Raw genomic sequence first — 18,833 nt, forward strand, 5'->3', positions numbered from 1 at the left:
TGAGTTATTTACCCTGGTCATCATCATTTAAAACGTCATTTATCTTTTTAATTATGACTATCGTAAAATCGTCATGGAGAATAAAGTTTTGAAGACTGACAAGCTTGTCATAAACGGTATCCGCGATTTCCTGGGCAGACGCTTCGCTCATTTCTCCGATCATCGCTTGGATTTCCGTTTGATCGATGAACCCATCTTCCGTCCGCGCTTCCGTCACACCATCCGTCATGATAACAATAATATCACCGATCTCCAGCTCAACGGAATGCTCCTCATAAACGACATTCGGCTGGACCCCCAGCAAAAGTCCTTTTGCGTCAAGTTCCATAAATGAGCGGTCCGCCGCCTTGAATAGCAGGGCCGGTTCGTGCCCCGCCGAGGCGTACGAAAAAACCGAGCGGTCAGCATCGTATTTTCCGTAGAACATGGAGATGAACATCGAATCATCCACGCTCTTCTCAACAATCCGGTTGACAATATCCAACACATGGTGCGGATTGGTATTCTCTTTCCGCAAGCTGTCCATGCCGAATTTGACCATCGACATGCAAAGCGCAGCGGGAATCCCTTTCCCGATGACATCGGCAACAGCCACACAAGCTTCGTTGCTTGCCTCATTCAGGAAATAGATATAATCCCCACTCATCTGCTTGGCCGGCATCGTCAAATAACCGATGTCCAACCCTTTCACATCCGGTAGTTTCGTTTTCAATAAAGTGTCCTGGACTTTGGTGGCCAGATTCATCTCCACCCGGATTTCTTCCTGTTTCCGGATAAGGCTTTGATGTTCCTGCAAGGCAAGTCCATAATGAATCATCATCTCAATGAGGAAATCATATGTCAGCATCAACTCGTCAGGAAGGTCCGGGAATAATTCCTCCACCCCTGTCTTATGCATGCTGATGACTTCTTCCGGAGCAATGCTCTTCTCGATAAACTTCCTGCTAAACTGTTGACCAAAGTACAGGCCCTCTTCGCTCTGATTATTTATATATTGCTTCAAAAGGGCCCTATATTGTTTCCCCACCTCTTTGGGCATCCATGTTCATCTCCTTACCGGAGCCATTTGGTTGCAGTAATCACTGTACCCACGCCAGGTTCCGTTTCCACTTTGAATTCATCCATCAATCTCTTGACACCCGGCATGCCGGCTCCAAGACCTCCGGAAGTGGAGAACCCATCTTCCATCACTTTACGGACATCTGGAATTCCCGGTCCTTCATCAGACGCGATAATAAGCATCCCCACGGAACCTCCAGCGGCTGCTATCTCTATTTCTATTCTGCCTTTGCCCGCGTATAAATAGATATTTCTTGCCAATTCACTTATCGCTGTTGTAATGCGCGCCTGATCGACTGTCCCGAAACCAATTTGCTTCGCTTCTTTCCGGCCTAACTGTCGCGCAGCAACAATATCCCATTCCGTGTATATATCCACAGAAGACCGGTGATTCATGCTCAGGCCTCCAGTTCTTTTTGAAGTTTTTTCAATCCGTTTTCGAGATCCAGTGCTGTCATGACGTCCTCCAAACGAATGCCGAGCTCAATTAGCGTAATAGCAACGGCGGGTTGTATACCCGTAATGACAACTTTAGCTCCCATCAGGCCGGACATGCTGATGACATCCCCCAACACTTTTGCGATGAATGAATCGATAAAGTCAATCGGAGTCAAGTCGATGACTACTCCCCTCGCGGAAGTCTCATATAGTTTGACCAACAAGTCTTCTTGAAATTGCAGTGCCTTCTGATCGTCCAGTTCCCATTGGATGGACACGATGAGTGTATCATCCAGTTTTAAAATCGGTATGCGCATATTCATCATTCTTCAACCTCCACTATGCTTCGGTTTGTCAGTGCCAGTGCCTCCTGCATCCCACGCTGCAGCGTGCTGGTTGTTGTAAATTCATTAAGATTGATACCAAGGGTCACAATCGTCTGGGCGATTTCAGGTCTAATTCCGACTAACATGCATTTTGCCCCGACAAGCCGTACCGCGTCCGCCGCTTGGATAATATGATGCGCAACCATAGTATCTACGACAGGAACGCCCGTAATATCCAGCAGGACCACTTCCGCCCGCTGTTTCACAACACCGTCCAGCAAGTTCTCCATAATCAGCTTGGCCCGTTCCGTATCGATCGTACCGACGAGCGGCATGACTGATATTTTTTCAAATACGGGAATGAGAGAGGCGGACAGCTCCTGCAATGCAATCCTCTGCAAACTGACCGTCCGTTCCCATTCCGTGGAATAGGCTTCGATCATACTTTCCCGAAGCGGATTGATCCAATTCAGGAATAGCCGGATATGGTCCCGCATATTGTCATTCCCGATAACTCCATGCTCCTCTAGAATTTTGAAGGTCGTTGCCATGAAATTGTCGATCGCTTTATTGACAAATTTGATGGACCATCCGAAACGGACCACTTTTTCTGTGAAATTCGCCAACTTTTCAGGATTGACCGAGTCCACTTCCGCGATATTCGACGTCATCAATTCAGCAAACTCTTTACTTGTCTTATTTATTAAATCTGTCGGCATGAAGTGAAAAAAGCGCTCGCCTTTTTCATCTTTCATCTCTTCCTGCCATTGTTCAATTATCTCATCCATGTTCTTCCGGATTGCCACTATCATTGTCTTATTCATACTGTACCAGACTTCCTCCTTCAACTGACAAGGTAGTTGTACTTTCAATTGTATCTAAAAATGGATAGGAAAACACGTTTTTTCATTTTTTGATACAAAAAATGCGATGAAGTCATGCTTCATCGCATTTTTTAATATGTATGCTCAAAATTTGACGAGGCCAAAGCTTATCTCCAACGCTTCATCGACCTTTTCCATCAAATGATCATCTAGCTGCGTAATTTTATCAGTCAGCCTCGACTTGTCGATCGTGCGGACCTGTTCGAGCAGAATAACCGAATCCCGCTCGAAACCATAACGCGCCGCATCGATTTCAACATGTGTAGGCAATTTCGCTTTTTGGATTTGCGCAGTAATTGCTGCAATGATCACTGTCGGACTGAACCGGTTTCCTATGTCATTTTGGATGACCAGGACCGGTCTCGTCCCTCCCTGTTCTGAACCGACGACAGGCGACAGATCTGCAAAAAAGACGTCTCCACGTTTAATTGCCAACTTTTCATCCTCCGCTTACGAGACGTTCCACCGTATGCTGGGCTTCAAACTCAACATGCAAGCATTCCGCGGCAATTTTCAGATTGATTTGCGACATTTCGACATAGCCCTTCATCATTTCTTCTCGGATCGTGTCCGCTTCGTAGTCAGACACATATCGCCTTGTCGAAATATAAACGAAATCACCACGTTCCGGCTCCTGATGGACGACCGTATGTTCATTTTCATTCAGCATCCGTTTCGGAATCTTAACAATGACTTCCTTCATGTTTTTATTAGCTCGCAACGTCAGCACCTCCGACAAACCCGTTCCCTCATTTCTATACAAGTACATCTTACCATTGAACATCGACAATGAGAAGACATAGAAAGAATATTACTGACAGGTTTCTGCAAATTAACTGGAGGTTTTGTCGAATATGCAAGTATTATACATGTTGTCCATTTGTCGTTGCGTATATCCGGGGTATCCTTCCTCTTAAGGACACCGTAATTTCGTACGGAATTGTATCGAGTCGTTGTGCCCACTCTTCCATTGTGATTTCTCCATTCCCCTGTTTTCCGATTAGTACGACCGGTTCGCCGATCGGAAATTCATGGGGGAGTCTTACCATACATTGATCCATGCAGATCGTCCCTACGATCGGTGCCCGCTGGCCGCCGACTAGGACGGACTGCCCCCGCAAACCGCGTCGCAGTCCGTCCGCATAGCCGATCGGCAACGTTCCGATCCATTCATCCTCTGTCGTTTCATAGGTCCCGCCGTAACTGATCGGGCTTCCCTGTTCCATCAGCTTCACATGCGACAGCTCGGTCGTGAGCCGGACCGCTTTCTCCAAAGGGAAAGGAAGCATTCGGCCCACATAAGCGGATGGCGCAAAGCCATACATGCTTACGCCGAACCGGATTGCGTCCAGCGCATATTCCGGGTGAAGCAATGCGGCCGCACTATTGGCGGCGTGTACCAACCGCGGTTTCTCGGGAAATCGGTTAACTTGGTCCATGAACCTGTTGAATTGTTTTTCCGTATGGTATGGATCCTCCTCATCCGCCCGGGCAAAATGTGTAAAAACGCCGTCCAGTTCCACGTCGCCCGATTTGCAAATCATCTCGATCAACGTTGCCAACTCGCCCGCTTCCCGTATTCCGATTCTACCCATTCCCGAATCGATTTTCACATGGATCTTCAATCTTTTTCGGAATGAACCTGAAGCATACGAACCTAGCACCGCTTGGAGCCATTCCGGACTCGCCACAGTTAAGAGGATTCCCAACTCGGCAGCCCGCTCGGCAAATTCGTACGGAGACGGCCCGAGGACGAGGATATCACCCGTTATGCCCGCTTCCCGAAGGTGGACCGCCTCGTCCGGCGTAGCCACCGCAAGCAGCAGCGCGCCGGTTTCAAGAGCAGTCCGGGCCACTTGTACGGCACCATGGCCATAGCCATTCGCTTTCACTACAGCAATGATTCCCACACCCGGGCCTACGTGCTTTTGCATATTTTCAATATTGCGTTGAATTGCCGTCAAATCGACAATCGCCTTGGTTGGGCGGTAATGAATAGGGTTTCCCATGAACATCCCTCGTTTTTATCAATTGCGCTTCGACGTAATTCTTTCAGATTTTGAATCAATTCCCTTCAAAGTCTGCGACATCCGCCGAAGGCTTTATCTGAATTCAACGGACAATAGCCGTTGAACATTCTGCCGATTGGCAAGAACCAGGAGTGCTCCGCTGACTTCAGATAATAGCCCTATTATTATTCCCCCAACCTGCTCGCGTCAATCCATTTTATTTTGTTTGTTCCGGCTGCATGGAAGCCGCGACTTCAATCAATTCATCCTGCGTCAACATATCGGATGCGATGAAAAACGAAACGCCGTCACTCTCCCAGCTGATCGACTTCTCCGTCAGAGCGGCCACCGTAAATCCGAGGTCGACTGGATCCCCTTCAACAGAAACCGCCATTTTGCCTTCCGGTTTGGAAGCCGGTTCCTGGACGATGATGAATTCTTTCGTGCCCCCGTATGTCATGAATGAACGGATGCCGTTATCGGTTTGCACCACTTCTTCGGCCACCTGCGAAACGCCATCCCATTCGATGGAAGGGAGATATAAGGAAAGCGCCATGCTTTCTTTTTCAGTCGGCGGCGTTTCCGTTCCCGTGTTTTCCATTTCCACTGCATAGTCAGCAGGTTTCCGTTCCATGCCTAAAGTGATTTTCTTAAACGTAATCCGGATCTTCTCTTCTTTATTTTCATCCAAAATCGATACGTATTTCGGAAGCAGCGTCTTTTTATCGATATGGATTTGCTGAGTCGGCAACACTTTCTTGTGGTTGTTCCGGGTCGCGGTTTCGAAAATATACGTATTGTCTTTTTCAGTCATGGTCGAATTTTTATCCGCCTTGATGTCATCGGATAGAGTGCCTATCAAATACGCTTGGCTATTTTGAGCCGGCCAATCGCTTTGGAATTTGTAAGTCTTGCCCAGCGACGGCGTGACAACAAAGACCCCTTCCTCATTGCGCACGATCATTTGGGAATCCTCGCTTCCCTCTTGCGTCACATTCACCCGATAAAAATCAGGTTTCGTGTGCCATACATTAACATCGTAGACACGCGGTTCCGCCCCGGTTTTAATTTCCATTGTCGCTTGCAGATCGTATCCTTTCGTATCACTCCACTTCCCACTCAGTTTCTTCATGACATCCTCTTTCGATGGAGATCCACATGCCGCAAGGAGTACCATGATAACGACTAACAAAAAAGCAACTAATCGGCTACGCATTTCAGTTCATCCTTTCTCATTTCAATCGGGTAGGTCATCTTATGAGAATGGATGAGCATTTATGCGAGATGATTTTTACGGAAGTTCCAATAAAACCACTTGAGCAGCTGCTACCGTTTGAGTATGGGTGATAGAGACGAGGCCATTTGCCGGTTCTCCTTTGAAGTAGAGCACCGGCTTCCCTTTCGAGTCAGGCAAAATGGCGATGTCTTCGAATCGGCAGTCCGCGCCGATTCCGGTGCCCATCGCCTTGGCGAAGGCTTCTTTCGCCGCGAATCGGCCGGCGAGAAATTCAATCCGCCTGTGGGCTGCAAGAGATTCATAGGATGCCAATTCATCGGCAACCAAGACGCGCAGGCGGAGTTTATCCGACCGGGCGTCCATTTTGGCGATTCTATTTAATTCCACGATATCGAGTCCGATTCCTGCTATCATTTTAAGAGTTACCTCCTTTCCTTCCTGCATAGAATATCTGTATAATGGGAGACAGATTGAGGTGAAGATATGTTTATCCGTACAGAGAGCTTTTCACAATACATCCGGCTCTATCCGGTTGTCACTGCTTTATTGATCATCAACATCGTCATCCATATCGTAACCATGCTGCCGTTCATCGGGAAGCCCCTTCTGTATAGCGGGGCCGGCGCCAACTATTTGATTGCGGAGGGGGAATGGTGGCGGTTGGTCACACCAATGTTCCTTCATTGGGGACTGATGCATCTGCTGTTCAATATGTTTTCTCTTTTCATTTTCGGTCCCGAACTGGAGAAACTCGCGGGAAAACTCCGGTTTCTCAACATCTATGTACTGGCCGGGCTGTTCGGCAATATCGCCACATTCTTTCTGAAGGACCCGATGACAATCAGCGTCGGGGCGAGCGGCGCTATTTTCGGTATTTTCGGTGCCTTCGGAGCGCTTGTCTATTATACGAAAAACGCCTTTCCACAACTTAGGCAAGTCATGCTGCCGATTATCGTCATCAGTTTAATTATGACCTTCTTGCAGCCGAATATAAATATTGTCGCCCATATTACAGGCTTCATCATCGGCTTTTTGATCGGGCTCAGCTATTTTCATCCGAAGCGCATCGTCAGTTGGAGAAAAAAGAAAATCCAGCGGATCAAATGAATCCCCCGCCTTTACACGAGGAAACAAAGAGGCTGTCCGGTCGGACAGCCTCTTTTGTCATGATTCCGGCGGATTCTTTTTTTCATACCAGGAGAGAATCCGCTCGGCCTCTTCCTGTTCCATATGATGAACATGGATCTTATGGGTGCTGATGCCGGATTTGGCGGTCGCCACAATGGTCGCCACCTGCTTGCGCTTATGGAAATAGCTTTGCCTCATGTCCATGGATTGGATCCGTTTCCGCATGACGAATGCTGTTTGCAAACTGACTCCTCGGAAGCGCATCGTCAATTGATTGCCATGTAAGCTATAGGCGGCAGAGCGATGCTGCCAGATGCCGAGGGCGATGATAATCGGTATAATGGCCAGCGAAATGAGGCCGTACGGGAAGAAATAATACGTGATCACCCCGATGACCGGCAGCATCCAAAAGAAATCAATCCGGTAATAGAACGGCCTTCCCCGTAACGGCAATGTATGCGTCGGTTCGCGGATGTCCAACTCCGGGAAGATGTCATGCAGCGGCTCCCAGATCGCCTTTTTCTTAATTAACGGGAATAGGGTGATTTTGGAGCCTTCCGCCGCCCCTCCTGCACTGTGGATGGCGACCGTCGCATAACCGAAAGCTTGCCGGAGTGGATTCTCGATAATGCTGACGCTCTGGACGCGCTTCAGCGGCACGGTGATCCGCTTCTTTTCCAGCAACCCTCGCGTAATGACCAAGTCCCCCCCTTCTAGCGCCACAGTGAACCCATAGTGAGATAATAACGTCACGAACACGGACAGCACCCAGACGAGCAAGAAACCGATGAAAAGCGCAACGGCAACAATCAGGTAACCGAATTTGATAAATGCAGACACTTCTTCGAACATCCATTCAAAGGGGATCAAGTCGGAGAATTGCGATAGGAAGATGGCGACCCCCGATAAAATGACCCCGATTCCTCCGGATGTGGTCGCCAATAGCAGGAGCTCGTCAGTCGTCATTGCATATACCTTCCTGGATACGGGTGCTTCGGCAATCGGGACTTCCGGCATATTCTCGATCTCCATGGAGTTTTCATCCGGTTGAGCACTCGGGAATCGCTTTTTCTGTTTCGCTTGGGCCATTTCCTGTTCAATCCGATTTGCGGCCTCTTTCGTAATAGCGGTCAATTCCGCTTCGGCCTTTGTCAACGAAGAACTGCCCGCCGTTTCCACTTTCACCTTGACGAGTTGAAATGGTCGGTGGAAGAGACCTTCCGTATAATCCAAGCTTTGAATCCGGTCAAAGGGGATGTACCGCTTCTTCTTGACGAATAAGCCCGACTCGATCCGCAATTCACTCTCCTCGAACCAGTAGACAAACCGCTTCCATTTGATAATTCCGCTGATCAAAAGAAGCAGGACGATGAGACCGAAGAGAATGAAAGACCAATACTCATACCACTTCCCTCCGGACGGCACTCTCCAGCCATTGGCCACGATGAGAAAGAGGAAGGGGAAGATCATTTCTTTCATCATTTTCAACGCCTCGATGACCGCCGCAACCCAATGCAATTTATACCGGTTCTCAGACATCATCTTCCGCCACCCTTGCCAACACGGAAATCCGACTACGCAGTTCATCCGCCTCTTCCATTAATAGCGCAGGAATGGCATGATTCGTCGCGGCAGTCGAAATGGTGATGACCGACAGACCATACTTGCGCAAAATCGGACCTTGCGAGGTGTCGACATGTTGAACGCGCACCATCGGAATCAGCGTCCGCGTGACGATGAAAATCCCATGCTGCAACTCGATTTCCGACTCCCGCACCTCATATCGCCATCTCATCCATCGCACTTTCGGGAACAGGAAAATGACAAGATAAGCAAAGACGAGAACGACCGCCCCCGCCACCACATACACCCATGTAGGCCAATCAAATATGTAAGTCAATGTACCGACCCCGGCTGCCACCGCTAGAATGAGAACGGTTTGAAGTACCCCGTACACCCGCCAAACGGCCAGCCCTTTCTTCGATATCCGATTCACCGGTTGCGCCCGCATAAAACCCACCTCTTCCTCTACTATTCCTTTTATACGTTTATGATGCGGAAATGTTTCATTATCAGTAATAGACAATTCGATTATGCGACGGTAAGCGAAGGCACAGCGACTGGCATGCCTTGAACGGGGACTCGGATGCTACCAGTATTAACTGGCATACCCCCCGGGCAAACTCGCATACCCTCGGGACGGACTGGTACACCTTGATCGGAAACCTGCTTACCCTCGGAATAAACTGCCACCCCCCGGGCAAACTCGCATACCCTCGGGACGGACTGGTACACCTTGATCGAAAACCTGCTTACCCTCGGAATTAACTGCCACACCCCGGGCAAACTCGCACACCCTCGGGACGGACTGGTACACCTTGATCGAAAACCTGCTTACCCTCGGAATAAACTGCCACACCCCGGGCAAACTCGCACACCCTCGGGACGAACTGGTACACCTTGATCGAAAACCTGCTTACCCTCGGAATTAACTGCCACACCCCGGGCAGTTAAGCCCCATTTAAACGACCGATCGTGGCCAAAAAACCGCTACCGGGAGGACTAACGCGCGGAGTGGGACATAAACATTTCTACATGTCAGGACTTTACACCCCACTCTATACAAATAAAAAAATCCAGAACGCGCTGAAGAGCACGCCTGGATTTTGTAATTACCGATCGTATTTGTTGGAGCGTGAGCGATTTCCGTCTCTCCGTGAACCGTCTCGGCCACCGCTGCGACGTGATCCGCCGCTACGGCTTCCACCAAAGGAACGGCCGCCTCCACTGCGATTGCCTTTATAGCCCCCGCGATTTTGTGAGGAACCACGGCGCATCGGCAACGGACGCTCTTCCGTAATGGATACTGGCGTTCCATCCGGTTCTTTCGTCAATGATTTAATAGCTGCTGCTACCAAGTCATTGGCATCGAATTTTTCAAGTAGTTCAGCTGCCAACTGTGAGTAATCGCTCAATTCGTTCTTCTCGATGACCTCCGTCAACTGCTCCACAGCTACTCGTTGCTGCCCGACCAAAGCCTCATCCGAGGATGGTGGACGAAGTGGTGTCATGCGTTTTTTCGTCGTTTCCTCGACGATTCGCAAGTACCCCATTTCACGTGGCGTCACGAATGTGATAGCCATTCCGCTTTTACCTGCGCGGCCTGTCCGACCAATCCGGTGCACATAGCTTTCCGGGTCTTGCGGGATATCGAAGTTGTATACGTGAGTAACACCTGAAATATCGAGTCCACGTGCCGCCACGTCTGTCGCGACAAGAACATCGATTTTATTCTCCTTGAACTGGCGAAGAACTGACATCCGTTTGGCTTGTGTTAAATCGCCATGGATTCCTTCTGCCAAGTACCCGCGAATGCTCAACGCGTGTGACAACTCGTCAACACGGCGCTTCGTCCGTCCGAAAACGATCGCCAACTCCGGTTGGTGGACATTCAATAAACGGGATAGGATTTCGAATTTTTCGCTTTCATGCGCTTTGACGAAATATTGGTCGATGTTTTCGACTGTCATTTCTTTTGATTTGATTTTGACGACTTCTGGGTTCTTCATGAACGTTTCCGCGATTTTGCGGATTGGTCCAGGCATCGTTGCCGAGAATAGCAACGTTTGGCGCTCTTCCGGCACACTTGCCAAGATTGTGTTGATGTCTTCGATGAATCCCATGTTCAACATTTCATCTGCTTCGTCCAATACAAGCGTTTGAACGCCAGACAGCTTTAATGTTTTACGATTGATGTGGTCCAAGATACGACCTGGCGTCCCTACGACGATTTGCGGATTATTCCGCAACGCACGAATTTGACGTCCGATTTCCTGACCGCCGTAAACGGAAAGGATGCGGGCCCGTTTACCATAACCGATTTTATAGATTTCCTCGGAAACCTGGATAGCCAATTCACGAGTCGGGGCAATGACAAGCGCTTGTACAGCCGGATTGCTCGTGTCAATTTTTTCAATAATCGGAATTCCAAAAGCGGCTGTTTTTCCCGTACCTGTCTGGGCTTGACCAATGATGTCCCGGCCTTCCATCCCGAATGTAATGGTGCCTTCCTGGATTGGGGTAGCTTCTTCAAAACCCATTCGTTTCAGTGAATTCTGTGTCGATTCACTGATATTTAACTCTGAAAAATTTGTCAAACTTCTCAATCTCCTTTTATTTTTCATTTGACAATTGGTTACATTTTCAAATGAAAGCGCGGCAAATTAGAGCCTGGAAAAGAACGTTTCCGATATTTTGTCATCTCTAGGGAAGCGTTCTTCCAAAGAGGGTATCGTTGAAAAGGAAAGCCCGGTCTTTTGCCGAGCGGTTCGGTCAACCACAGTCGCTAAATAGGACCATTATCTGTCGATCAAACCTTTTATTCAAAAAAAAGTACTCTTCAGCGGTTGAAGAGTCACGTGTAAATGTATCCAATGCTCACTACAGTGTATCATGCCCAAACCCGCCATGCAATCAATCCGCTTTATTAGTAATAATCAGTTTATTGCTTTTTATTCTTAGTTGCGAAAAAGATTGAGTAACGGAATAACAAAGTGGGAATGAAGGCCTAAGTTCTTCCTAGATTCAGGCGGAAATTCAGGCATATGAATAGATGATTCCTTCATTTCCCCAAAAACGCAAGGACGTCCTTGAACCATGTGTGGCAATCGTCACTGTAGCAAATATGATGTTTGCCTGTATCGGATTGGAGGAGGACCTTTTCGTCGGAGCCGAGGGATTTGTATAAATGTTCCGCCGATGCGAACGGGACAATGCCGTCTTTTTTACCTTGAACGATACACACCGGTGTTTGAATGAGGTCGTAATACGGCTCCACCATTTTGACAACCCGTAAAAATTCGATGGTCGCCTGAAGCGGCGTGTGGGTCAACTTGTAATTGTACAGATGATAAAACGTGTTCGGCGAGTGCTTTTTCGTGATGGATTCCGCCAGCATGATCCGGATATCTTCGAGCAAGATGCGCGGGCTGATGTATTTAGCCGCCGCACTGAGCAGGACAAGTTTGTCGACATGATATCGAAGGGAGAGGTACAAGGCGATCAACCCGCCCATCGAAAATCCGACGACGATGACGCGGTCGACCTCCTTCTGCAATTTGCGGAACGCGGTCTCAGCCTCCATCAGCCAAGACGCAGCTGACGCTTTCCACAGTTCCAGTTTTACGCCATGCCCCGGAAGCGTCGGCACGGCCATCTTCCAATTCGTCTTTTCTTGCAAAAATTTAACGAACGGGCGGACTTCATACGGACCGCCCGTAAAACCGTGAATGAGCAAAACACCGGTCTTCATTGTCCCTTGCTCCAGCCTTCCAATATATTCTCGAGCGCCATCCCTCTCGATCCTTTCAGCAAGATGATGGAATGTTCTCCAGTGCCCTCCGCCAATTCGGCAATTAACGGTTCATACGACTGTTCCGACCAATGAAGCTTTCTTGAAAAGCCACGGCGTTGCAGTTCGTCGTGCAGCCACTTCATCCGAGGACCGTATAACAGCACTCCGTTCAACTCCAACGATTCGATATCATCCGCGAGTTCCTCGTGGTATTGCTGCTCTTCCGTCCCCAGTTCGAGCATATCGCCGAGCACGAGCCACTTTTCCTCCCGCAAATCGGTTTCATCCATAAACCGCAGCGCTGCCCGCATCGAAGTCGGCGCCGCATTGTACGCATCGTTGATAATGAGAGCGCCATTGCCGACAACGATCGGCTGCATGCGCATGGCGGTAAGTTCACTGTCTTGCAAGGACGCCTGTATCCCTTCTTGCGAAAGCCCTAATTCCTTCGCAATCAAGATCGCAGCCAGCGCATTTTTCACTTGGTGCGCGCCATAGACCGGGATGGTGAACTCACCTTCCACTGCGCCAGTCACCGTGAAACGGCTGCCTCCGTCCGTTGATTCAATCGCTTTAGCAGTCAAAGCAGCTTCCGGAGAGAAGCCGAACGACACGGCGTCCAACTCACTATGCTGCGCAATCAGTTCTTGCAATAAAGGCTCGTCGCCATCGTAAAAAAGTTTGCCGCCCGCTTGCAGTCCATCGATAATTTCGAACTTCGCCTTTGCAATTCCGGCACGGGAACCGAGGTCCTGCATATGCGCTTCTCCGATATTCGTAATGACGGTGTAATGAGGCTTGGCAAGTTCGGATAAAAATGAAATTTCCCCGAAGCCGCTCATTCCCATTTCCAAGACAGCCACTTTCGTTTCTTGTTCCAATGAAAGGATGGTCAACGGCAAGCCCAGCTCATTATTGAAATTGCCTTCCGTCTTTCGCACATTGAAATAAGGGGAGAGGACGCTGGCGACCAAATCCTTCGTCGACGTTTTCCCGTTTGATCCAGTGATTCCGATCACAACACAGTCCAGTTCTTCCCGGTATTTTCGGGCAAGCTGCTGAAGGGCCTGCTCCGCATCCTCGACGAAGAGCAGCGGCACATCAGTTGGAGGATTCGGCTCATCCCGTAACCAAAGCGAGGCGGCCGCCCCTTGTTCCATCGCTTTCTGCACGTACTGATGCCCGTTGACCCGTTCGCCCCGAAACGGGATGAACAGATCCCCTTCCGCCACAGTCCGTGAATCGATGCAAACTCCGGTTACTAGGACACTTTCAATATGTTGCCCATCCGCGCCCAGCCAAGCGGCCAGTTCGTTCAATTGTCGTTTCATTTCCTACCACGCTCAATCCATTGTATATTGTAATGTCTGTTTTTCCGTATGCCGCTCCCATGCCAATTCAATCAGTTTATCGATCAATTCGGGATAGGAGACACCTGTTTTTTGCCAAAGCAATGGAAACATGCTCGTCGGCGTGAAACCGGGCATCGTGTTCACTTCATTGATGAGGACTTCATTTGCAGCTGTCACGAAGAAGTCAGCTCGCACGAGTCCCGCACAATCCAATACTTTGTATGCACGGAGCGCCATGTCTTCCATCTTGGCAGCCACTTCATCCGGGATGTCGGCAGGAATGACCAGTTCCGTGCTATCGTCTTGGTATTTCGCTTCGTAATCGTAAAAAGCGGCGATCGGTTTGATTTCTCCTGTAACGGAGCAGGCGGGTTCGTCATTGCCGAGAACGCCCATTTCGATTTCACGCGCAGTGACCCCTTGTTCCACAATGATCTTCCGGTCAAATTTCAGAGCCAGTTCAACCGCATCACTCAACTCTTGGCGGTCCGCCGCTTTACTGATGCCGACACTGGACCCGAGATTCGCAGGCTTGACGAACATCGGCCAGCTCAGCTCCTGTTCCATCCGGTCCAACCACTGCTCCTTCCCTTTCTTCCAATCGCTTCGGATAAAATGGACATAGGGCACTTGCTCCAAGCCGACTTGCGCGAACAATTGCTTCATGACGACTTTGTCCATGCCGGCCGACGAAGCGAGTACCCCGTTCCCGACATACGGCAAGTTCATCACTTCGAATAGCCCTTGGACCGTTCCATCCTCGCCATTCGTTCCGTGCAACAGAGGAAAAACGATATCAGGGAGCCCTTCCCCGTTCAAAAAGCTCTGTATTGTGTCCGGCTTACTGGCCCCTTCCCCTTCGAGCCGCAGCTCCTCAATCGTTTGGGCAGGTTGTGCAAGCGGCTTGCCTTTACGCCATTCGCCCTCATACGTTATATAAATCGGAATCACTTCATATTTTCCGAAATCGATTGCATTCGTCACAGCCCGTGCTGTCGATAATGAAACCTCATGCTCCGCCGACTTGCCTCCGTAGACCAATCCTAACTTCTTTTTCATATCGGTTCCCCTCGCTGTCCGTTAGTTTTCATTCCTTTACTTTACCATGAAGTCGACCCACTCATGAATAAAATATGTTTGTGCCTGTCATGAAGTTTCCTAAGGTAGTCCGGACGGACAGGAAACTTCATCCTGTTCCATTCGTCCAATAGGTACATATGCATCCAGGACTTCAATGAGTTATACTAAAATAGGTGGATATTACGATACTGACAGGTGAATGATATGAAACTTGCAACCAGGCCGGCGGACCACTTCGATTGGACGCTCGCCTTTATTTTATTATTGTTTTCGATCGTCAGTTTTTTTGCGATCGGATCGGCGCAGACATCTGGCCAATACGGCATCAATTACGTAGCATTGCAAATCCGTTGGTATCTTCTCAGCATTTTCATCATTGCCATGACGATGTTTTTGGAGCCCGAGCAATATCAGAAGATTTCCTGGTGGCTCTACGGCCTTGGCGTCTTCCTGTTATTATTCCTCATGCTTGCCCCAGGTGGAGAAGGACAGATTGCAGAAGTCAAAAACGGGGCGAAGCGTTGGTTGAAATTGCCGGTTATCGGTAACATCCAGCCATCGGAATTCATTAAAACCTTTTTCATCCTCGGGATGGCCAATATGGTTGCCAAGCATCAGGAACGGTATATGGAGCAAAAAAAGACAATATCGCAAGATTTCCTGTTGCTCGGCAAAATCCTGCTTATTTTAATCGTTCCGCTTATATTCATCATGAGGCAGCCCGATCTCGGGACGGCTCTCGTCTTCATCGCCATCACAGCGGCCATCATTATTGTTGCCGGGATTTCTTGGAAGATCCTGTTACCTCTTTTCCTGACGGCAGCTGCCGGAGGGGCAAGCCTGATGTGGATGGCGTTGTACGCTCAAGACTTCATGAGAAAGCTCGGTTTTTATCCGCATCATTTTGAACGAATCTATTCCTGGCTTGATCCCCATTCCTATCCAACCGATGAAGGGTACAACCTCATCCGCACCATGCAGGCGATCGGTTCCGGCGAATTGACGGGAAAAGGGTTTCAGGGGCGGGAAGTGTATATCCCTGAAAACCATACTGATTTCATCTTCAGTGTAATCGGTGAAGAATATGGGTTTATCGGCTCCAGCATCGTCATTACCCTCTTTTTCATCCTGATTTACCATATGACGAAAGTGGCATTGGAATTGAGAGGGAACTCATTTAGCGTGTATGTTTGTACGGGAATCATTGCGATGCTGTCGTTCCACGTCATTGAAAATATAGGAATGAACATCCAACTGTTGCCGATTACCGGAATCCCCTTGCCTTTCATTAGTTATGGCGGGAGCTCGTTGTTCAGTAATATGCTGGCAATCGGGCTAGTCTTCAGCATGAAATTCCATCATCGGACGTATATGTTCAGTACGGATGAAGATGAGTGAATTCGCTTTAAAAACATTTGTAACAATTGACACTTGCGCGGCACTGTAACGACTCCGGTATAATAGAGTCTGCACTATCTTACAGTAAGGATAAAGGTGACACCTATGAAAACAGATCAAAAGCCGATGGAGCGTTTCGACTGGACGCTTGCTTTCATCCTGCTGCTATTCGGGATTGTCAGTCTGATCGCCATCGCCTCCGCGCAGACAACCGGGCAGTATAACCGGAACTTCATCCCGTCTCAGATTCAATGGTATTTCGTCGGGGCCGTCATTATCGCAATCGCGATGTACTTGGACCCCGAACAATATAAAAAAGCCGCCTGGGCGATTTATGGCGGCGGTGTGTTACTGTTGGCCCTTCTCTTCATATTGCCTGAAAGCATGGAACTCGTTGCCAGACGGAATAGCGCGAAGAGCTGGTTCCATTTGCCCGGCATCGGAAGCATCCAGCCTGCCGAGTTCATGAAGACGTTTTTCATCATCGGCATGGCGAGGATGATCACGCAGCACCATGAAAAGTTTGTCGAAAAGACGATCAAATCCGATTTTTATTTACTCGGGAAGATCGGACTCGTGCTCATTATCCCGCTGACATTCATTCTACTACAGCCGGACCTTGGGACCGCCCTCGTCTTTTTGGCGATCACTGTCGCCATGGTCATCGTCGGTGGAATTACGTGGCGCATATTGTTGCCGTTGTTTTCAGGAGCGGTCGGTCTAGGCGGCCTCCTCCTCTGGATGGCGATGTATGCGCAAGACTTCCTCGTCCAACTCGGTTTTAAACCATACCAGTTTCAGCGGATCTATTCCTGGCTCGATCCCTATTCATATTCGTCAAATGAAGGCCGCCACCTCATCACCTCCTTAAATGCCATCGGATCCGGAGAAATTTTCGGAAAAGGGTTCCAAGGACGCGAAGTGTATGTAGCGGAAAGCCATACCGACTTCATCTTCACGACAATCGGAGAAGATTGGGGTTTCGTCGGCGCCAGCATCGTCATTTGCATGTATTTCTTTCTCATTTACCATTTGACGAAAATTACGCTGGAATTAAAAGACCCGTTCAGTACGTATATTTGTGCAGGAATCATCGCCATGATTACCTTCCACGTCATTGAAAACATCGGCATGACGATTCAATTGCTGCCGATTACCGGGATTCCCCTTCCGTTCATCAGCTACGGCGGAAGTTCGCTCATGGGGAATATGCTAGCGATCGGACTTGTTTTCAGCATGAAGTTCCATCATCGCACCTATATGTTCAGTTCGGATGAGGATGACTAAAAAGGACTGCTCTGGCCTCCAAGCCAGCGGCAGTCCTTTGTTCTTGTATGGGAAATGATAACTCTATGTTCAGGGCTGGGCTTCAGACACCCAGCCCTTTTGTTCATTCTAGAGGCTTCCATATGGTGATTTTAGCCAGCTCTTCCGCTTCCTCTGAGGTCGCATCTTGGATTTTTTTCAAGTGGAAGGCGCCGGTTTTCTCGTCAATCACGAGGAACTCCTCCGCTCCCCCTGCAATATAAGTCGTTCCCGCTCCCTGCCAATACCCTTTCACATCCGTCAACAGCACGTCGAATCGACCATCCGCGTTGGCCTTTCCGATAACATGCTCTTCATTCAATTTCATCAGTTGATATTGGTTGTTTGCGAATGCCGGCAAGGGCTCTTCCTTGCTGGAAAATGCCGTGAGGACGAGGGAGAGAGTCAGAAGGAACAGATACAAGATGGCAGTTGTCTGCAACGTACCGACAGCGATCCTTTTCGTTCGGGCCAGATGACCGGTCATTTGTTTTGACTCCTATCAATTATGCTTCGACGTGACGATTTTCAGATTGGAAACCAGGCTTTCTCGATTTACCCCCCGAATCCGTGACATCCGCCGAAGGCTTGACTTGATTCAGCCGGGGCTGGAACCCCCACTGGATTGAAAACATATTTAGTATTATCCCGCCACTTACGGAAGTGCGGAGATCTTGACGGAGGCTAGTTAAAAAAAACGCCAAGGAAACGGCGTCGTTTTCTTAGCGTACACTTCATTGAGATTGGATTTGCGGGTCTTGTGCAGGCGGCGCGAGGGCTTTCAGCATGTCTAGACGGGATTTCGTCATTGTTGCCGAAACACCCAACTTCGCCAAGTTGGAAATGATCATTTTCAAGTCCACTTCTTTTGCCATCTATTCCACCTCGACCTTTCTGTAATAATCTGACGCAATGAGCCAAGAAAAGTTCCTTAATTGATAATGAAAATCAGTCATATTCCGCTTGATTGCAGAATCTAAAATATACCAATATCCAGTCATTCTTATCATACCACCCCTCCCCAATCTTGAATCTTTCATTTCTGTTACAAATTTCGCCCTTTTGTAAACGTTTTATACATTTGCTTCTGTTTTTCTTTACGAAGCTATTTGGGAGGAGGGAATTTTGCCGGGATGGCGCGGGATATTAAAAAGTTTGATCGATTGCCATGACAGTTCCGCGTCCATCGGTTGGCACCTTTGTCCATTTTCTTTGTACGTTTCCGTTCAGACGAGTAAAATGAGAGTAGCAATTCATTAGAAAG

Annotated in this window: 20 protein-coding genes; 3 read left to right on the top strand and 17 right to left on the bottom strand. The window is 48.8% G+C overall.

Annotation, left to right across the window (positions count from 1 at the left end; genetic code table 11):
* Positions 1–4: 4 nt before the first annotated feature.
* The 9 genes from OXB_RS02550 to acpS all read right to left on the bottom strand — a co-directional run bounded on the left by OXB_RS02550 (position 5) and on the right by acpS (position 6,367).
* Positions 5–1,039: a PP2C family protein-serine/threonine phosphatase gene (locus OXB_RS02550; RefSeq protein WP_041071623.1), complete on the bottom strand. Its 1,035-nt coding sequence runs from the start codon at positions 1,037–1,039 to the stop codon at positions 5–7.
* Positions 1,040–1,053: 14 nt separating this feature from the next.
* On the bottom strand, positions 1,054–1,455 hold the full coding sequence (locus OXB_RS02555; protein WP_041071625.1) for an anti-sigma regulatory factor: 402 nt from the start codon (positions 1,453–1,455) through the stop codon (positions 1,054–1,056).
* 2 nt (positions 1,456–1,457) lie between these two features.
* Positions 1,458–1,820, bottom strand: a complete 363-nt coding sequence (locus tag OXB_RS02560) for an STAS domain-containing protein (protein WP_041076187.1) — start codon at positions 1,818–1,820, stop codon at positions 1,458–1,460.
* The gene (locus OXB_RS02565) at positions 1,820–2,647 is read right to left on the bottom strand and encodes an STAS domain-containing protein (RefSeq protein WP_041071627.1); all 828 of its coding nucleotides are present in this window, start codon (positions 2,645–2,647) and stop codon (positions 1,820–1,822) included. The genes OXB_RS02560 and OXB_RS02565 overlap by 1 nt, the downstream gene beginning before the upstream one ends.
* A 144-nt stretch (positions 2,648–2,791) precedes the next feature.
* Complete coding sequence (locus OXB_RS02570) at positions 2,792–3,142, bottom strand: type II toxin-antitoxin system PemK/MazF family toxin (protein ID WP_041071628.1); 351 nt, start codon at positions 3,140–3,142, stop codon at positions 2,792–2,794.
* Between the two features lie 4 nt (positions 3,143–3,146).
* Complete coding sequence (locus tag OXB_RS02575) at positions 3,147–3,437, bottom strand: transcriptional regulator (protein WP_331711256.1); 291 nt, start codon at positions 3,435–3,437, stop codon at positions 3,147–3,149.
* Between the two features lie 133 nt (positions 3,438–3,570).
* A complete protein-coding gene (alr, locus tag OXB_RS02580) occupies positions 3,571–4,716 on the bottom strand; it encodes an alanine racemase (protein WP_041071630.1) in 1,146 nt (381 codons plus the stop codon).
* Positions 4,717–4,933: 217 nt separating this feature from the next.
* Positions 4,934–5,932, bottom strand: coding sequence for a LolA family protein (locus tag OXB_RS02585; RefSeq protein ID WP_041071632.1), 999 nt, complete (start codon positions 5,930–5,932; stop codon positions 4,934–4,936).
* A 75-nt stretch (positions 5,933–6,007) separates the two neighbouring features.
* A complete protein-coding gene (gene acpS / locus OXB_RS02590) occupies positions 6,008–6,367 on the bottom strand; it encodes a holo-ACP synthase (protein ID WP_041071634.1) in 360 nt (119 codons plus the stop codon).
* Between the two features lie 69 nt (positions 6,368–6,436).
* Here acpS and OXB_RS02595 point away from each other — a divergent pair, with 69 nt between their 5' ends.
* A complete protein-coding gene (locus OXB_RS02595) occupies positions 6,437–7,060 on the top strand; it encodes a rhomboid family intramembrane serine protease (protein ID WP_041071635.1) in 624 nt (207 codons plus the stop codon).
* A 57-nt stretch (positions 7,061–7,117) separates the two neighbouring features.
* Here the strand turns inward: OXB_RS02595 and OXB_RS02600 are convergent, their stop codons facing one another.
* The 6 genes from OXB_RS02600 to OXB_RS02625 all read right to left on the bottom strand — a co-directional run bounded on the left by OXB_RS02600 (position 7,118) and on the right by OXB_RS02625 (position 14,845).
* Positions 7,118–8,623, bottom strand: a complete 1,506-nt coding sequence (locus OXB_RS02600; RefSeq protein WP_052483842.1) for a PH domain-containing protein — start codon at positions 8,621–8,623, stop codon at positions 7,118–7,120.
* Positions 8,613–9,092, bottom strand: coding sequence for a PH domain-containing protein (locus OXB_RS02605; protein ID WP_041071639.1), 480 nt, complete (start codon positions 9,090–9,092; stop codon positions 8,613–8,615). The genes OXB_RS02600 and OXB_RS02605 overlap by 11 nt, the downstream gene beginning before the upstream one ends.
* Before the next feature lie 661 nt (positions 9,093–9,753).
* Complete coding sequence (locus OXB_RS02610) at positions 9,754–11,238, bottom strand: DEAD/DEAH box helicase (RefSeq protein WP_041071640.1); 1,485 nt, start codon at positions 11,236–11,238, stop codon at positions 9,754–9,756.
* A gap of 464 nt (positions 11,239–11,702) precedes the next feature.
* Positions 11,703–12,392: an alpha/beta hydrolase gene (locus OXB_RS02615; RefSeq protein ID WP_041071642.1), complete on the bottom strand. Its 690-nt coding sequence runs from the start codon at positions 12,390–12,392 to the stop codon at positions 11,703–11,705.
* Positions 12,389–13,765, bottom strand: coding sequence for a UDP-N-acetylmuramoyl-tripeptide--D-alanyl-D-alanine ligase (locus tag OXB_RS02620; RefSeq protein WP_041071644.1), 1,377 nt, complete (start codon positions 13,763–13,765; stop codon positions 12,389–12,391). The genes OXB_RS02615 and OXB_RS02620 overlap by 4 nt, the downstream gene beginning before the upstream one ends.
* Positions 13,766–13,777: 12 nt before the next feature.
* On the bottom strand, positions 13,778–14,845 hold the full coding sequence (locus OXB_RS02625) for a D-alanine--D-alanine ligase (protein ID WP_041071645.1): 1,068 nt from the start codon (positions 14,843–14,845) through the stop codon (positions 13,778–13,780).
* Between the two features lie 225 nt (positions 14,846–15,070).
* On the opposite strand from OXB_RS02625, the gene OXB_RS02630 reads away from it, so the two are divergent.
* Together OXB_RS02630 and OXB_RS02635 are read left to right on the top strand one after the other, a co-directional pair.
* The gene (locus tag OXB_RS02630; RefSeq protein WP_041071647.1) at positions 15,071–16,264 is read left to right on the top strand and encodes an FtsW/RodA/SpoVE family cell cycle protein; all 1,194 of its coding nucleotides are present in this window, start codon (positions 15,071–15,073) and stop codon (positions 16,262–16,264) included.
* Positions 16,265–16,369: 105 nt separating this feature from the next.
* Positions 16,370–17,551, top strand: a complete 1,182-nt coding sequence (locus tag OXB_RS02635) for an FtsW/RodA/SpoVE family cell cycle protein (protein WP_041071649.1) — start codon at positions 16,370–16,372, stop codon at positions 17,549–17,551.
* 103 nt (positions 17,552–17,654) lie between these two features.
* Here the strand turns inward: OXB_RS02635 and OXB_RS02640 are convergent, their stop codons facing one another.
* On the bottom strand, positions 17,655–18,056 hold the full coding sequence (locus tag OXB_RS02640) for a hypothetical protein (RefSeq protein WP_041071651.1): 402 nt from the start codon (positions 18,054–18,056) through the stop codon (positions 17,655–17,657).
* Positions 18,057–18,303: 247 nt separating this feature from the next.
* On the bottom strand, positions 18,304–18,444 hold the full coding sequence (locus tag OXB_RS19030; protein ID WP_173425987.1) for an Lmo0850 family protein: 141 nt from the start codon (positions 18,442–18,444) through the stop codon (positions 18,304–18,306).
* Between the last annotated feature and the right edge of the window lie 389 nt (positions 18,445–18,833).

It is taken from the genome of Bacillus sp. OxB-1 (genome assembly GCF_000829195.1).
In the GTDB taxonomy this organism is placed as follows: domain Bacteria; phylum Bacillota; class Bacilli; order Bacillales_A; family Planococcaceae; genus Sporosarcina.

Coding starts and splice junctions, on each gene's coding strand:
- OXB_RS02625 (WP_041071645.1), bottom strand. CDS start 14,845: ATGAAAAAGAAGTTAGGATTGGTCTACGGAGGCAAGTCGGCGGAGCAT.
- alr (WP_041071630.1), bottom strand. CDS start 4,716: ATGGGAAACCCTATTCATTACCGCCCAACCAAGGCGATTGTCGATTTG.
- OXB_RS02605 (WP_041071639.1), bottom strand. CDS start 9,092: ATGCGGGCGCAACCGGTGAATCGGATATCGAAGAAAGGGCTGGCCGTT.
- OXB_RS02635 (WP_041071649.1), top strand. CDS start 16,370: ATGAAAACAGATCAAAAGCCGATGGAGCGTTTCGACTGGACGCTTGCT.
- OXB_RS02600 (WP_052483842.1), bottom strand. CDS start 8,623: ATGATGTCTGAGAACCGGTATAAATTGCATTGGGTTGCGGCGGTCATC.
- OXB_RS02560 (WP_041076187.1), bottom strand. CDS start 1,820: ATGAATATGCGCATACCGATTTTAAAACTGGATGATACACTCATCGTG.
- OXB_RS02550 (WP_041071623.1), bottom strand. CDS start 1,039: ATGCCCAAAGAGGTGGGGAAACAATATAGGGCCCTTTTGAAGCAATAT.
- OXB_RS19030 (WP_173425987.1), bottom strand. CDS start 18,444: ATGGCAAAAGAAGTGGACTTGAAAATGATCATTTCCAACTTGGCGAAG.
- OXB_RS02615 (WP_041071642.1), bottom strand. CDS start 12,392: ATGAAGACCGGTGTTTTGCTCATTCACGGTTTTACGGGCGGTCCGTAT.
- OXB_RS02565 (WP_041071627.1), bottom strand. CDS start 2,647: ATGAATAAGACAATGATAGTGGCAATCCGGAAGAACATGGATGAGATA.
- OXB_RS02640 (WP_041071651.1), bottom strand. CDS start 18,056: ATGACCGGTCATCTGGCCCGAACGAAAAGGATCGCTGTCGGTACGTTG.
- OXB_RS02630 (WP_041071647.1), top strand. CDS start 15,071: ATGAAACTTGCAACCAGGCCGGCGGACCACTTCGATTGGACGCTCGCC.
- OXB_RS02585 (WP_041071632.1), bottom strand. CDS start 5,932: ATGCGTAGCCGATTAGTTGCTTTTTTGTTAGTCGTTATCATGGTACTC.
- OXB_RS02595 (WP_041071635.1), top strand. CDS start 6,437: ATGTTTATCCGTACAGAGAGCTTTTCACAATACATCCGGCTCTATCCG.
- OXB_RS02620 (WP_041071644.1), bottom strand. CDS start 13,765: ATGAAACGACAATTGAACGAACTGGCCGCTTGGCTGGGCGCGGATGGG.
- OXB_RS02555 (WP_041071625.1), bottom strand. CDS start 1,455: ATGAATCACCGGTCTTCTGTGGATATATACACGGAATGGGATATTGTT.
- acpS (WP_041071634.1), bottom strand. CDS start 6,367: ATGATAGCAGGAATCGGACTCGATATCGTGGAATTAAATAGAATCGCC.